The organism is Streptomyces sp. NPDC005931, assembly GCF_042871235.1.
Lineage (GTDB): Bacteria > Actinomycetota > Actinomycetes > Streptomycetales > Streptomycetaceae > Streptomyces.
The window spans coordinates 763551-777704 of record NZ_JBIAIG010000003.1 but is presented as its reverse complement, the minus strand read 5'-3'; the positions used below and the strand labels follow the sequence as shown (position 1 = coordinate 777704).

Here is a 14154-nt window from a genome sequence, read left to right as displayed (position 1 = left end):
GAGGCCCTGCACGACCTGGACCCGGCCGAGACGCTGTTCGTCGTCGCCTCCAAGACCTTCACCACCATCGAGACGGTCACCAACGCCACCTCGGCACGCACCTGGCTGCTGGCCGGCCTGGCGGGCGACGAGAAGGCGGTCGCCAAGCACTTCGTAGCGCTGTCGACGAACGCGGAGAAGGTCGCCGGGTTCGGCATCGACACGGCGAACATGTTCGAGTTCTGGGACTGGGTCGGCGGGCGCTACTCCTTCGACTCGGCGATCGGCCTGTCGCTGATGATCGCCATCGGACCGGACCGGTTCCGCGAGCTGCTCGACGGCTTCAGGATCGTCGACGACCACTTCCGCAATGCCCCCGCCGAGGCCAACGCCCCGCTCATCATGGGCCTGTTGGGCATCTGGTACAACAACTTCCTGGATGCCCAGTCGCACGCGGTACTGCCCTACTCGCACTATCTGTCGAAGTTCACCTCCTACCTCCAGCAGCTCGACATGGAGTCCAACGGCAAGTCGGCGGACCGCGAGGGGCGGCCCGTGCACTGGCAGACGGGGCCGGTCGTGTGGGGCACTCCGGGCACCAACGGCCAGCACGCCTACTACCAGCTGATCCACCAGGGCACCAAGCTGATCCCGGCCGACCTGATCGGCTTCGTACGTCCCGTCGCCGAGCTGAGCGAGGAACTCAAGGCTCAGCACGACCTGTTGATGGCCAACCTGTTCGCCCAGGGGCAGGCGCTGGCCTTCGGCAGGACCGCCGAGGAGGTGCGGGCGGAGGGCGTGCCCGAGGAGCAGGTACCGCACCGCACCTTCAAGGGCAACCGCCCGACCACGACCGTCCTCGCCACCGAGCTGAGCCCGTCGGTCCTCGGCCAGCTGATCGCACTCTACGAACACAAGGTCTTCGTCCAGGGCGCCGTCTGGAACATCGACTCCTTCGACCAGTGGGGCGTCGAACTCGGCAAGGTGCTCGCCAAGCGGGTCGAGCCCGCCCTCACCGAAGGTGCCGACGTGCCCGGTCTCGACCCGTCCACGGCCGCACTGGTGGCCGCCTACCGCGAAGAACGCAGGAAGTGAACTGACATGCAGATCGGTCTTGTTGGTCTGGGCAGGATGGGCGGCAACATGCGGGAGCGGATCCGCAACGCCGGCCACACCGTCGTGGGCTACGACACCAACCCCGAGCTCTCCGACGTCGCACACCTCTCCGACCTCGTCGACCGGCTCGACGGGCCGCGCGCTGTTTGGGTGATGGTCCCGGCCGGAGCGGCCACCCAGCACGTCATCGACCAGCTGGCGAGTCTGCTCAAGCCGGGCGACACCGTCGTCGACGGCGGCAACTCCCGCTGGACGGACGACGAGCGGCACGCCAAGGAGCTCGGCGCGCGGGGCATCGGCTTCGTCGACGCGGGCGTCTCGGGCGGCGTGTGGGGCCTGAAGAACGGCTACGCCCTCATGGTCGGCGGCGACGAGGAGCACGTGGCCCGGCTGAGGCCGATCTTCGACGCCCTCAAGCCGGAGGGGCCGTACGGCTTCGTCCACGCGGGCAGGGTGGGGGCGGGCCACTTCGCGAAGATGGTCCACAACGGCATCGAGTACGCGATGATGCAGGCCTACGCCGAGGGCTGGGAGCTGCTGGAGAAGGTCGACTCGGTGACCGACGTCCGGGAGGTCTTCCGGTCCTGGCAGGAGGGCACCGTCATCCGCTCCTGGCTGCTGGACCTGGCCGTGCACGCGCTGGACGAGGACGAGCACCTGGAGGGACTGCGCGGCTACGCCGAGGACTCCGGTGAGGGACGCTGGACCGTGGAGGCCGCCCTCGACAACGCGGTCCCGCTGCCGGCGATCACCGCCTCGCTGTTCGCGCGGTTCGCCTCGCGCCAGGAGGACTCGCCGCAGATGAAGATGGTCGCCGCGCTGCGCAACCAGTTCGGCGGGCACGCCGTCGAATCGACGAAGAAGGCGTAACGCCCGTGGGGGATCTGCTGCTGGCCCGGCACGGCGAGACGGAGTGGAGCCGTGCGGGCCGGCACACCGGCCGCACGGATCTCCCCCTGACGTCCACCGGGGAGGACCAGGCGAGGTCCCTGGCCCCGCTGCTCGCGGGCCGGCGCCCGGTCCTGGTCCTCACCAGCCCGCTCGTCCGCGCCCGGCGCACCGCCGACCTCGCGGGGCTGACCGCCGCCGAGAGCGATCCGGACCTGCGGGAGTGGGACTACGGCGCCTACGAGGGCCTCACCACCGCCGCCGTCCGCTGCACCAGACCCGGCTGGGACCTGTGGACCGACGGGGTGCCGCCGGGTCCGCAGCTGCCGGGCGAGTCGCCCGAGCAGGTCGGCGAGCGGGCCGACCGGGTGCTGTCCCGGCTGGCGGGGGTGCTCGAGGAGGGCGATGTGATGCTGGTGGCGCACAGTCACCTGCTGCGCGTGCTGACGGCCCGCCGACTGGGGCTGCCCCCGTCGCAGGGGCGCCTGTTCCGACTGGATACCGGCACGCTCAACCGGCTGTCGCTCGAACACGGCCGACCCGTGATCGCGGAGTGGAACATCCGGCCGTGAGCGGACGGACGGTGCCCTCGCACCGGGTCCCGTAAGGTGTCGCCCACCCCGGCTAGGAACTGCTGCGCCGCCCGATCCCGTACGCCCGCTCCACGTGCAGCTGCAGCACCAGCCGCCGGTCGCGGACCATCGCGGCCCGGTAGTCGTCCCAGTCGGGGTGCTCGCCGGAGACGTCGCGGTACAGCCGGATCAGCTCCTCCACCGTCTCGTCGTGCGGGTCCGCGGCGACGGGCGTGAGGTCGGCGGTGCCCTCGGCGACGGTGTAGGCCCACCGGTCCGGGGTGGTGACGTGGTAGGACGCCCGCGGATCCCGCCGCAGATTGCGCGTCTTGGCACGGTCGTCCGTGATCGAGACGCGGATGATCCGTTCGTCGGGGTAGTACGCGTGACGGACGTTCGACAGCTGGGGCCGGCCGTCGCGCTTCAGCGTGACGAGCACCCCGCTGCGCTCGTCGGAGAGCAGCTCGAGCAGTGCGTCCTGAGTCATATCCAGGTCAACGCTCCGCACCGGGCCGACGTTCCCGCACGCGACCTCGGCGGGTACGCCCGTACGGCCGAGTAGACACTGTCTACCGACGCTGGTAGACAGTGCCCGTGAACGAGGATCTGCGGGAGCGCCTGATCCGGGTCGGCGTCGACCTGGTCACCCGGGAGGGCGCGCAGGCGCTGACGCTGCGGGAGATCGCCCGGAGGGCCGGCGTCTCGCACGGAGCGCCGCGCCGCTACTTCCCCACGCATCTGGAACTGCTGTCCGCCATCGCGCGCGTGGGCTTCACCGAGCTCCAGGCGTGTGCGCAGGCGGCTCTCGAGGCGGCGCCGGCCGACGCCCGGGCCCGGCTCGACGCGCTGAGCCGCACCTACCTCGACTTCGCCCTGCGACAGCAAGGCATGTACGAACTGATGTTCCGTCACGACCTCCTGGCCGGCGGACACCTGGGGCTGCGCGGTACCAGCCTGCCGCTCTTCGCGCGCCTCGTGGAGCTGGTCGGCCGGGTGCGTCCCGACCGGGACGCACGCGTCGTCGCGGGGGCGCTGTGGGCGAACCTGCACGGCATCGCCCAACTGTGGGGGTGGGGAAGCCTGCAACTCGCCACCGGGAGCGGGGATCCGGGTCCCCTGCTGCAAGCTGCGCTGGACGCGCACCTCGGGCCGGCCCGGGGATGAGCGGCGGCCGCTCCCTGACGCTGGTGAGCAGCGTGGCCGGGGCCGCGATCGTGGCCCTCGACGGCACGGTGCTCACGGTCGCCCAGCCCGCGCTCCAGCGCGACCTGAACGCCTCCTTCACTCAGGTCCAGTGGACCAGTACGGGCTATCTCATCGCTGTCGCGAGCCTGTTGGTGTTCGCGGGCCGACTGGGCGACCGGTACGGGCACCGGTGCCTGTTCGCCGTCGGCATGCTCGGCTTCGGGGCGACCTCGGCGGCCGTCGGCCTGGCGCCGGACATCGGGTGGGTCGTCGCGCTGCGGGTTGCGCAGGGCGTGTGCGGAGCGCTACTCCAGCCCGCCACCCTGGGCATGCTCCGGGCCGCCTTTCCACCCGACCGGTTGCGCACACCGATCGCCGTGCGCACCGGTGCCATCGGGCTCGCGGTCGCGGCCGGGCCCCTGGTGGGCGGGGCACTGGTCACCGCTCACGGCTGGCGGGCCGTGTTCCTCCTCAACGTCGTCCCGGCCGTGCTGCTCGGCCTGCTCGCCCTCAGCGCACGGGAACCCCGCCGCCCCGCCTCCCCCATTGCGCTGGACGTGCCCGGCGCGCTGCTGCTCGCGATGACGCTGATGGGGCTGGTCCACGTCCTGGTCGTGCTGCCCGGGGGCGACCGGACGACCGCGGCCGAAGCCGTCGCGGTGGCGGCCGCGGGTGCCGCCTTCGTGCGCCATGAACGGCGGACGGGAGACCCCCTGCTGCCTCCGGCCGTCGTGGGCGCCCCGGCCGTCGCTCCCGCGCTGGCGGTGCTGGTCGCGGCGTCGGCGGCGCTGTCGGGTGCCACGTTCGTCGCCGTGTACGTCCTCCAGCGCACGCTCGGTCTGATGCCTTCGACAGCGCCCTGTGTGGTGTCCCGCTGGCCGTGCTGATGGTCACGGCCGCCGCCCTCTGCACGGTGCCGCTGCGCCGGGCCGGGGCCCGCCGTACCACGGTGGCGGCGATGAGCGCCCTCGCCGTGGGGATCACCGGGTTCGCGCTGCTGGGCGCCGGCTTCGGCACGGTGATGGTCACGGCCACACACGTCGTCGTACGGCACTGTCCGGTCGAGTACGCCGGGGTCGCGGGCGGGGCGCAGCAGACCGCCATGAACATCGGGCCGGCGCTCGGAGTGGCCGCGGCGACCGTCCTGATGGATCACGGCGGTGCCGGGCGCTCCCTGCTCGCGCTCACCGCGGTCGGCGTGGCCGGTGCGGCGGCGGCACTGGCGCTGCCCGGGCGGGCGGACGAGGTGCCCGGCGATCACCGTGCCGAGCGCGCTCGTTCCCCGGTCAGGGGATGATCGTGCGGCCTGTCGTCGGCTGATCGTCGGTACGGTCATCGCCCGTTCGCCGTCCGGTCATCGCGCGTTCGGCGGTCCGGTCACCGCGCGTACGCGGGGTGGATCTCCCTGTGCCGGTGGGAAACCGGTCACGCGCGTGCGGGACCGATCACTGGTGCAGGTGACGCGTTCACCGGCCCTGACGATGTCTGAGGCGGCCCCTGAGGGGTATGCCGGACTCACCTCGATGAGTGTGGTCGAAGGAGAGCCCGATGACAGTGCTGCGGCAGGAGACCGGCCCGGAGGAGGCCGGACTGGATCCGGGGGCGCTGGAGCGTCTGGACCGGCATTTCGCCCGTCAGGTCGACGAGGGACGCATGCCCGGCTTCCTCGTGGCCGTCGCGCGCGGCGGACACGTCGCGCACCTCACGGCGTACGGGCGGCGGGACGTCGCGGCCGGGCTGCCGGTGGAGGGCGACACCCTGTGGCGGATCTACTCGATGACCAAGCCGGTGACGTCCGTGGCGGCGCTGATGCTGGTCGAGGAGGGCCGGCTGTCGCTGGACGATCCGGTCGCACGGCATCTGCCGGCCTTCGCCGAGCCGCGGGTGTACGTGAGCGGATCGGGGGACGACGTCCGGACGCGTCCGGCCGCCGGGCCGCTGCTCGTACGGCATCTGATGACCCACACCGCCGGGCTGACCTTCGGCTTCTACCACGCGCACCCCGTCGACGCGCTGTACCGCGCGGCCGGGCTGGAGTCGTCCGTGGTGCCGGGGGCTGACCTCGCGGAGACGGTCGACATGTACGCGCGTCTGCCGCTGCAGTTCGATCCGGGCACCCAGTGGAACTACTCGGTCGCCTCCAACGTGCTGGGCCGGGTCCTCGAGGTGGTGTCCGGGCAGCCCCTCGACGTGTTCCTCGCGGAGCGGATCTTCCGGCCGCTCGGCATGACCGACGCCGGGTTCGAGGTGAGCGACGAGCAGGCGGGGCGGCTCGCGGAGATGTACGGGGAGACCGACGACGGCGGCATCGAGCCCATTTCCGGACTGCCGCTGCGGGGCCGCCCCCGGTTCCTGTCCGGCAGCGGGGGGATGGTGGCCTCCGCGCTCGACATGCACCGCTTCACGGAAATGCTGCGGCGGCGCGGCGAGTACGGCGACGGCGAACGGTTGCTCGCCGCGGACACCGTGGACCTCATGACCCGCAACCACCTCCCCGGCGGCGCCGACCTGCGCGCCGTCGGCAGCCGCCCCGCGCACGACGAGCCCGGCAACGACGGGGTGGGCTTCGGCCTCGGCGTCTCCGTCGTCGTCGACCCGTCGCGCACCCAGGCCCCGTCCGGCCCCGGCACCTACGGCTGGAGCGGAGTGGCCACCACCACCTTCTGGGTGGACCCGGGCCGCGACCTGACCGTGCAGTTCTACACGCAGGTGCGGCCCGGGTCCTCCCACACGGTCTTTCCCGACCTCAAGCGGCTGGTGCACGAGGCGGTGACCGGCTGACCCGCCGGGCTCACCGGCGCGGCGTCAGGAGAGATGGGCCGCCACCGCATCCAGGTGCGGAAGGTGGTGGTCGAGGCGCTCGCGCTTGGTGCGCAGATACGTGATGTTGCTCTCGCACGGCGGTATCAGCAGCGGCACCTGCTCGGCCACCTGGATGCCGTGCCGCACCAACGCCTCGCGCTTGCGGGGGTTGTTGGACATCAGCCGCACCGACCGCACACCCAGGTCCTGGAGGATCCCGGCGGCCACGCCGTAGTCGCGGGCGTCCACCGGAAGCCCCAGGGCCAGGTTCGCCTCCACGGTGTCCAGGCCCTCCGCCTGCAACGCCATCGCGCGCAGTTTGGCGAGCAGACCGATGCCGCGGCCCTCGTGCCCTCTCAAGTAGACGACCACGCCCGCGCCTTCGGCGACCACCGCGCGCAGCGCCGAGGCGAGCTGGTCGCCGCACTCGCAGTGCTGCGAGCCGAAGGCGTCCCCGGTGAGGCACTCCGAATGCAGCCGGGTGAGGACACGGTCCGTGCCGATGTCGCCGTGGACGAGGGCCACTTGCTCGTCACCGCGGTCGTGGTCCAGGTAACCGACGGCCTGGAAATTGCCGTACACGGTGGGCAGCGGCGCATTCACGACGCGTTCCACGCCGGTCCGCTGCGGAGACTTCTTGCCGAGTACGCCTACTTTTTCTGTCATGATTCTCGAGTTCCTAAGCAGAGACGAAAGGCCGTGAAGTAATGAGTGGTTCACAAAAGCGGTCGGCGGCATACCGCCCGGTGCACGGTGTGGTGCCGGCGGACACCACGGAGGACGTGCGGACGCGGGGCGCGGGAGTCGCCGCGCAGGTGGCGGTCCTTCCGGTCGGGAGTTTCGAACAGCACGGTCCGTTCCTGCCGCTGGCGACCGACACGCTGGTGGCCTGTGCCGTCGCGCGGGAGGTGGCCGACGCCTATCCGGTCCACCTCCTTCCTCCGGTGACGATCTCCTGCTCGCACGAGCACGCGGCCTGGCCGGGGACCGTCTCCATCTCCTCCGTGACCCTTCATGCGGTGATACGGGACATAGCCGACTCGCTCCGCCGGTCCGGGGTGGACACCCTGGTACTGGTCAACGGCCACGGCGGGAACTACGTACTCGGCAACGTCGTTCAGGAGTCCTCCGCGCGCGGTGAGCGGATGGCGCTGTTCCCGGCCGCGGAGGACTGGGAGGCGGCGCGGCAGCGGGCCGGCGTGGCCACCTCGCTGCTCACCGACATGCACGCGGGGGAAATCGAGACCTCCATCCTTCTGCACACTCATCCCGAATTGCTCCGGCCCGGCCACGAGACCGCCGATTTCGTCGCCGACGACCGCCGTCATCTCCTCACCCTCGGCATGTCCGGCTATACCGATTCCGGTGTCATCGGCCGTCCTTCACTGGGCTCGGCGGAAAAGGGCAAGGAACTGCTGGTGAGCCTCACGGATTCCTTCGGCGCGTATTTCTCGATGCTGACCTCCGGTGAAGCCGCGGCAGATTCGGCACCGGCCGCCGCACGGACCGGCGAGTCCGGGTAGGACCCTTTCGGCGCGCCGGGTCCGCCGGAACGGGACCCGGCGCGCAGCCCCGCGTACCAGCGGGCCACGAGCACCACCACTCCGGGCAGGCTCGCCACGAGGCTGAGCACGCCGTAGACCACGGCGGTGGCCAGCCCGCGGCCGGCGCCGAGGCCGGCCGCGCCGAACGCCCAGGCGGTGACGCCCTCCCTGGGGCCCCAGCCACCGACGTTCAGCGGCAGCCCCATCGCGAGCAGTGCCAGCACGGCGAGCGGCAGCAACTCCGTGACGGAGGCACCGGTTCCGGCGACGCGGGCGGCGAGCACGAACATCGCCACGTACCCGGCGAGCACGACCACGGACGAGACCAGGACCCCCGGCCCGTTGCGGCGGGAGATCAGTCCCTCGCGCGCCTCGACGAGCGCCGCGCGCAGCACCCGGCCCCGGTGGGAGGGCGGCCGGTTCATGCGCAGGGCGAGGACGACCGCGAAGGCGCCCAGCGCGGCGAGCGTCGCGAGCGGGGCGGCGTGCCGCGCCTCCTCCCGCACCGGGGACGGCATGGTCAGCAGGACCGCGGCGCCGGCGGCGAACAGGGCGAGCTGCCCGGCGGTCCGCTCCAGCACCACCGCCCGTACGCCACGCCCCACATCCCCCGCGCTCTGCCCGTGACGCACCGCCCGGTGCACGTCGCCGAGGACGCCTCCGGGCAGGGCAGCGTTGAGGAACAGGGCCCGGTAGTAGTCGGCGACGGCGGCGCCGAAGGGCAGCCGGATCCGCAGTGCCCGGGCCACCAGCGCCCAGCGCCAGGCGCTGCCCACGGTGGTCACCACCCCGATCCCGAGCGCCGCCGCCATCGCCGCCCCGTCGATCCGCCGCAGCCCGTCCAGGAAGACACCGGTGCCGAGCCGCCACAACAGGAAGGTGAGGATGGCGAGTCCGGCGACGGCGCCGAGGCGCGTGCGAAGAGCGGGCGTTCTCAGACGGGCGAGGAGGCGCCGGGGGGCGGAGACAGGTGCTTGCGGGGACTCGGCGACCGGCGGCTGCGCGGCGTCGGGGCAGTCCACAACGCCGTCGGTTCGGCCGAACTCCGTGAGCTGCACGGCGTCGGCGTTCGTCGTGGCGTCGGCGGCTGCGGAGGCGTCGGCGGGCATTGCGCCGACGCCTCCCGAGGCTGCTGCTGCCGAGGCGTCGGCGGACGCCGAGGTCGCTGTTGCCGAGGCGTCGGCACCGTGACGCGGCGCACTCGGCACGATCAGAAAGGGGCGCCTTCCGGAACGGGACCCGGCCTGCAGGCCTGCTCGTCCGGCGTTCCCCCTGTCACCGGCCCGTGCCGCGGCGGTCGAAACACCCCCGGTCCCTGCCGTCGCCGCGCTCCCCGCCCCCGCCGTCCGCGTACTCATGCCGCCCCGTCCGCCGGGCGGCACAGGGCGAGCAGGTCGGTGTGGTGGACGGTGACCCGCAACCGGCCCTCCGCGCACGCGGTCAGGCGTTCCGTCAGGTAGCGGTCGGCGCGGTCCCGCAGTTCCGGGCGTTCCTCCACCGCCGCGCCGACCCAGCCGCGCAGCCACTGTTCGGTGAGGGCGGACTGCTCCGCCCCCAGCCGCCAGGGGCTCGGTTTCAGGCGCACGGTCGCGCCGTGCTCGGCGAAGGCCTCGGCCGCCACCGTCACCGCGTCCGGGCCGAGCAGCCCGTCCCGGCGCTGGTGGGCGTTGAACGCGTCCGTGATCTCCTCGTCCATCGGATGCGGCTCGGCCAGCTCGACGCGCCCGGCGACGGACAGGGTCAGCAGCGCCGGACAACCGGCGCCGGCACAGGCCGCGGCGAGGGCGCCGACCTCCTCCCGGGTGAGGACGTCCAGCAGCGCGGACGCCGTCACCAGGGACGCGCCGGCCAGCGCCTCCGCGGTGAGGCGGGCGACGTCACCGCGCCGGGTCTCCACGGTGACGCGGCTGCCGTCGGCGGCGGAGCGCGGCGAGGCGACGGCGGCGAAGTGCAGCAGGTACGGATCACGGTCGTACAGGATCCAGTGCTGGGGGCCGTCCAGCTGGGGCGCGAGCCAGCGGCCCATCGAGCCGGTGCCGCAACCGATGTCGTGGACGACGAGACCGTCGGCCCGCCGCGGCGGCTCGGCGAGCCGCGTGCGCAAGGGGGCGAACAGGTCGTGCGAGCGGGCGTCGGCGTCGGCCGGCTCGCGCAGTTGCAGCCATTCGGGCGCGTACCGGGGCGGCTCCTGAGCTCCGCTCTCCCGCAGCCGCAGGGTGGCCCGTTCACCGGGGCGCGGCGCGGGACCGGCTCCGGGGATGACCGACCGGTCCGTGACCCCGGCGATGCTCTCGGGTTCCACGGCACTCCCTCGCGGGCGACCGGAGTCGGTTCCGGTGGCGTCCCGGGACCCGGGCCGCGCGGGTCCGGGAACGGGGACCGTCGCGCCGTGCTGTGTGGTCGCCGGGTTCGTCATGCGGCCCTCCGGGGTCCGGTCGGCAGCCGGCGCAGTACCCCGGCCAGGCTCTGTGCGGTGCTCGCCCAGCCGCCCAGCGCGGCACGCCGGGCCCGGGCCGCCGCCCTCAGCCGGCGGCGCACGTCCGGCTCACCGAACCAGCAGCGCAGTTCGGCGGCGATGGCGGCGGGGTCCTCCGGCGGCACCAGGATGCCGGGCACCCCGCCGTCGGGGGCGCGTCCGACCGCCTCGGGCAACCCGCCGACGTCCGTGGCCAGTACGGGGATGCCACGGGCCAGCGCCTCGGTGACCGCCATGCCGTACGTCTCGGCGTAGGAGGTGAGGACCATCAGGTCTGCGGCGGCGTAACTGGCGTCGAGTGCGGTGCCGGACTTCGGGCCGGTCAGCTCCAGCCGCTCCCCGAGGCCGTGCCGGCGGATCAGGGCCCTCAGATGGGCGACGTACCCGGGATCCTGGCCGAGGCCGCCGACGAGTGCGCAGGTCCACGGCAGGTCGGCCACCGTGGCCAGTGCCTCCACCAGCCGGTGCTGTCCCTTGCGCGGTGTCACGGCCGCCACGCACAGCAGCCGGGACACCCCGTCGGTGCCGGGCGCCAGGGGCGCGATGTCGGCGCCGGGAGCGGCGACGTGGACGCGGTCGGGCACGAGTCCGTGGTGGGAGACCAGTCGGCGCACGGCCCAGTCGCTCGTGGCGACGACGGCGGGCACCGCCCGCAGCACCGCCCGTTCACGGGCGTCCAGATCGGCGGCGACGGCCGGGTCGAGCCCGGTCTCGTCACCGAGCGGGAGGTGGACCAGGACGGCCATGCTCAGCCGTCCGACCTCCGGTACGACGATCTCGGGTACCCCGCAGGCGACGAGCCCGTCGAGCAGAACGACGCTGCCGTCGGGCAGTTCGCGCAGCGTACGGGCGAGTTCCGTACGGGCGGCCGCGTCCGGCCGGGGCCAGTCACCGGCAACGGCGTGCCCCCGCACCTGCCACCCGAACCCGGGCAGGTCCAGGCCGACGCGCCGGTCGTAGGCGTTGCCGCCGCTCGGCGCGGCCGGGTCGTCGACACCGCCCGGCATCAGGAAGTGCACGGTGCGCAGGGACATGGGGATGATCCCGCCGTTGGCCGGAAAGGACGCCTGAAGGGGAACATAGTCCAGGCGGGTGGCCCCGGCCCGGTCGATGGTCGTGTCGGTCACAGCGCACGCTCGTAACTCGCCCAGGCGATGTGTGACTCGTGCAGCGTGACGGTGATCCCGGCGATGCCCTTGGCGCCCTCGCCCAGCGCACCCTTGTGGATGCGTTCGGCAAGCCGGTCGGCGATGACCTTGGCCAGGTACTCCGTGGAGGTGTTGATGCCCGCGAAGTCCGGTTCGTTGTCGAGGTTGCGGTAGTTCAGCTCGCCCACGACGGCGCCGAGTTCCTGGGTGGCCAGTCCGATGTCGACGACGATGTTGTCGTCGTCCAGCTGTTCGCGCCGGAACGTGGCGTCCACAAGGAATGTGGCCCCGTGCAGGCGCTGGGCCGGCCCGAAGACCTCGCCGTGGAAGCTGTGGGCGATCATGATGTGATCGCGGACGGTGATGCTGAACAACGGACGACCCTCCAGGTGCGGCGCGTCTGTTCCCCGGCCGATCGCCGCCGGGGATGCCGTGTAGTACGGCCCTGTCCCTTCCCGCGTTCAGCCTCGGATACGTCTTTTCTCAGGTCAGGCGCTCGTGTTTCGGTACGGCGAGGGGGCGCGTCGTACCGGATCGAACCGATTCGTCGCGCTCCGCTCACCGTGACCGGCTGTCGTAGCGGACACGGTGGCACAGGGCCGGTATCTCTCCGGAGGCGAGCCGGGGCATGACGTCGGGCAGTTCCTCGAAGGCGGACTCACCGGTGACGAGGGCGTCGAGCGCGGGGTCGGCGAGCAGGTCGAGGGCGAGCGCGAGCCGCTCGGCGTAACTGCGGTGCGCGCGGGCCGGGGAGACCGTGCCGACCTGGCTGCTGCGGATGACCAGCCGCCGGGAGTGGAAGGCCTCACCGAGCGGCAGGCTCACCTTCCGGTCGCCGTACCAGCTCAGTTCGACGACCGTGCCCTCCGCGGTGAGCAGTTCCAGCGAGCGGGTGAGTCCCTGCTCGGTGGCGCTGGCGTGCACGACCAGGTCGCAGTCGCCGAGGGCGTCCCCGGGCAGGGCGAACCCGACGCCCAGGGCCTCGGCGGTCTTCGCCCGCGACGGGTCGGCGTCGACGAGCTGCACGCGCACGCCGGGGAACCGTGCCAGCAGCGCCGCCACCGAGCAGCCGACCATACCGCCGCCGACCACCGCGATCCGGTCGCCCACCAGCGGCTTCGCGTCCCACAGGGCGTTGACCGCGGTCTCGACGGTGCCGGCCAGCACGGCCCGCCCGGCCGGCACGTTCGCGGGCACGGGCGTCACGGCGTTCGCGGGAACCACGTAGTGCGTCTGGTGCGGGTAGAGGCAAAAGACCGTACGCCCCGTGAGCGCCGCCGGGCCCTCCTCCACGACGCCCACATTCAGGTAGCCGTACTTCACCGGACCCGGGAAGTCGCCCTCCTGGAACGGTCCGCGCATGGCCTCGTGCTGGTTCTCGGGCACGCCACCGCGGAAGACGAGGGTCTCCGTGCCGCGGCTCACTCCGGAGTAGAGCGAGCGCACCAGCACCTCGCCCTCGCCGGGCGCGGGCAGCGCGACGTCGCGGATCTCGCCTCGTCCGGGCGAGTCAACCCAGAAGGCACTGGCGGTGCGGTTCATCGAAGTCCTCCTGAACGATCGGGAAGCTGCACGCGTACCGAGGGGTGCACAGGCCGCGCACAAGGTAGCGGCGTTGATCGACTCTGTCACACGGCCGGAGGATGCTCGGTGGCCCTGAACAACAGTTACGACGCGAGGCTCGTACAGCAGGAGACCGCCGTGGGGGCAGGCGTGCAGATCCTGCTGCTGGCGCTGCTCGGTACGGCGATCGGCATGGGCCCCGTGGGATGGCTGACCGGTCTCGCGTTCGCCGTCGCCAGTTGGGCGGTCCTCTCCCGGGCCCTGTACCGCTCCCGGCTGCGCACCTTCGGCGCGGCCAACCGGGTCACCCTCGGCCGGGCCACCCTCGTCGGCGGCGTGACCGCGCTGGTCGCCGACTCGTTCCAGGACTCCCCGCCCGTATCCCTGTTCGTGGGCCTGACCGCCGTGGCGCTGATCCTCGACGGCGTGGACGGCAAGGTGGCACGCAGGACCGGTACGTCGACCCCGCTGGGCGCCCGCTTCGACATGGAGGTGGACGCGTTCCTGATCCTGGTGCTGAGTGTGTACGTGTCGATGGCCATGGGCCCGTGGGTGCTGCTGATCGGGGGAATGCGCTACGGCTTCGTCGCTGCGGCCCGGGTATGGCCCTGGCTGACCGCCCCGCTCCCGCCGAGCACGGCCCGCAAGGCGGTGGCCGCGCTCCAGGGGGTGCTGCTGCTGGTGGCCGGTGCGGCCCTGCTGCCGCACGCGGTCAACGTCGCGGTGGTGGTACTGGCGTTGGGTCTCCTGGTGTGGTCGTTCGGCCGCGATGTGCTGTGGCTGCGGCGGATGTCGCGGGTGGAGACGGCTCCGCCCGGACACGAAGTGCGACGGGAACTGGTCGCCGGCTGACGGCCGGCCGGGTGGGCGGTCACCCACGG

The 14154-nt window shown here is 72.7% G+C and carries 13 protein-coding genes and 2 pseudogenes; 8 read left to right on the top strand and 7 right to left on the bottom strand.

Annotated features, from left to right (window positions below; genetic code table 11):
- The 3 genes from pgi to ACFYOV_RS10985 form a co-directional block, all read left to right on the top strand.
- Positions 1-1074, top strand: a 1074-nt coding sequence (gene pgi, locus ACFYOV_RS10995; RefSeq protein WP_389085579.1) for a glucose-6-phosphate isomerase, incomplete at its 5' end; no start/stop codon positions are given.
- A 6-nt stretch (positions 1075-1080) separates the two neighbouring features.
- Positions 1081-1965 carry a phosphogluconate dehydrogenase (NAD(+)-dependent, decarboxylating) gene (gene gnd / locus ACFYOV_RS10990; protein WP_389085577.1) on the top strand — a complete coding sequence of 295 codons (885 nt, stop codon included), beginning with the start codon at positions 1081-1083 and terminating at the stop codon, positions 1963-1965.
- 5 nt (positions 1966-1970) lie between these two features.
- A complete protein-coding gene (locus ACFYOV_RS10985) occupies positions 1971-2555 on the top strand; it encodes a histidine phosphatase family protein (RefSeq protein WP_389085575.1) in 585 nt (194 codons plus the stop codon).
- Positions 2556-2607: 52 nt separating this feature from the next.
- Here the strand turns inward: ACFYOV_RS10985 and ACFYOV_RS10980 are convergent, their stop codons facing one another.
- Positions 2608-3042, bottom strand: a complete 435-nt coding sequence (locus ACFYOV_RS10980; protein ID WP_389085573.1) for a PPOX class F420-dependent oxidoreductase — start codon at positions 3040-3042, stop codon at positions 2608-2610.
- 107 nt (positions 3043-3149) lie between these two features.
- Between ACFYOV_RS10980 and ACFYOV_RS10975 the strand changes: the two genes are divergently transcribed.
- From ACFYOV_RS10975 to ACFYOV_RS10965, 3 genes and pseudogenes are all read left to right on the top strand, one after another.
- Positions 3150-3719: a TetR/AcrR family transcriptional regulator gene (locus ACFYOV_RS10975; RefSeq protein WP_389085571.1), complete on the top strand. Its 570-nt coding sequence runs from the start codon at positions 3150-3152 to the stop codon at positions 3717-3719.
- Positions 3716-5037 (top strand): annotated as a pseudogene (locus ACFYOV_RS10970) (MFS transporter). The gene ACFYOV_RS10975 and the pseudogene ACFYOV_RS10970 overlap by 4 nt, the downstream one beginning before the upstream one ends.
- A gap of 251 nt (positions 5038-5288) precedes the next feature.
- Positions 5289-6521, top strand: coding sequence for a serine hydrolase domain-containing protein (locus ACFYOV_RS10965; RefSeq protein WP_389085568.1), 1233 nt, complete (start codon positions 5289-5291; stop codon positions 6519-6521).
- Positions 6522-6545: 24 nt separating this feature from the next.
- Here the strand turns inward: ACFYOV_RS10965 and ribA are convergent, their stop codons facing one another.
- A complete protein-coding gene (gene ribA, locus ACFYOV_RS10960; RefSeq protein WP_389085566.1) occupies positions 6546-7208 on the bottom strand; it encodes a GTP cyclohydrolase II in 663 nt (220 codons plus the stop codon).
- Positions 7209-7249: 41 nt separating this feature from the next.
- On the opposite strand from ribA, the gene ACFYOV_RS10955 reads away from it, so the two are divergent.
- Positions 7250-8065 (top strand): creatininase family protein, encoded by an 816-nt coding sequence (locus ACFYOV_RS10955; RefSeq protein ID WP_389085564.1) that lies wholly within the window; start codon positions 7250-7252, stop codon positions 8063-8065.
- Between the two features lie 140 nt (positions 8066-8205).
- Here the strand turns inward: ACFYOV_RS10955 and ACFYOV_RS10950 are convergent.
- From ACFYOV_RS10950 to ACFYOV_RS10930, 5 genes and pseudogenes are all read right to left on the bottom strand, one after another.
- Positions 8206-9195: pseudogene (locus ACFYOV_RS10950) on the bottom strand (lysylphosphatidylglycerol synthase transmembrane domain-containing protein); the annotation flags it as partial.
- A 245-nt stretch (positions 9196-9440) separates the two neighbouring features.
- The gene (locus tag ACFYOV_RS10945; RefSeq protein WP_389085562.1) at positions 9441-10502 is read right to left on the bottom strand and encodes a class I SAM-dependent methyltransferase; all 1062 of its coding nucleotides are present in this window, start codon (positions 10500-10502) and stop codon (positions 9441-9443) included.
- Positions 10499-11689, bottom strand: coding sequence for a glycosyltransferase family 4 protein (locus ACFYOV_RS10940; protein WP_389085559.1), 1191 nt, complete (start codon positions 11687-11689; stop codon positions 10499-10501). The genes ACFYOV_RS10945 and ACFYOV_RS10940 overlap by 4 nt, the downstream gene beginning before the upstream one ends.
- A complete protein-coding gene (locus tag ACFYOV_RS10935) occupies positions 11686-12084 on the bottom strand; it encodes a 6-pyruvoyl tetrahydropterin synthase family protein (RefSeq protein WP_389085557.1) in 399 nt (132 codons plus the stop codon). Before ACFYOV_RS10935 ends, ACFYOV_RS10940 begins: the two co-directional genes overlap by 4 nt.
- 184 nt (positions 12085-12268) lie before the next feature.
- Positions 12269-13252: a zinc-binding alcohol dehydrogenase gene (locus tag ACFYOV_RS10930; RefSeq protein WP_389085554.1), complete on the bottom strand. Its 984-nt coding sequence runs from the start codon at positions 13250-13252 to the stop codon at positions 12269-12271.
- Between the two features lie 108 nt (positions 13253-13360).
- On the opposite strand from ACFYOV_RS10930, the gene ACFYOV_RS10925 reads away from it, so the two are divergent.
- Positions 13361-14125 carry a CDP-alcohol phosphatidyltransferase family protein gene (locus ACFYOV_RS10925; protein ID WP_389085552.1) on the top strand — a complete coding sequence of 255 codons (765 nt, stop codon included), beginning with the start codon at positions 13361-13363 and terminating at the stop codon, positions 14123-14125.
- Positions 14126-14154: the final 29 nt, after the last annotated feature.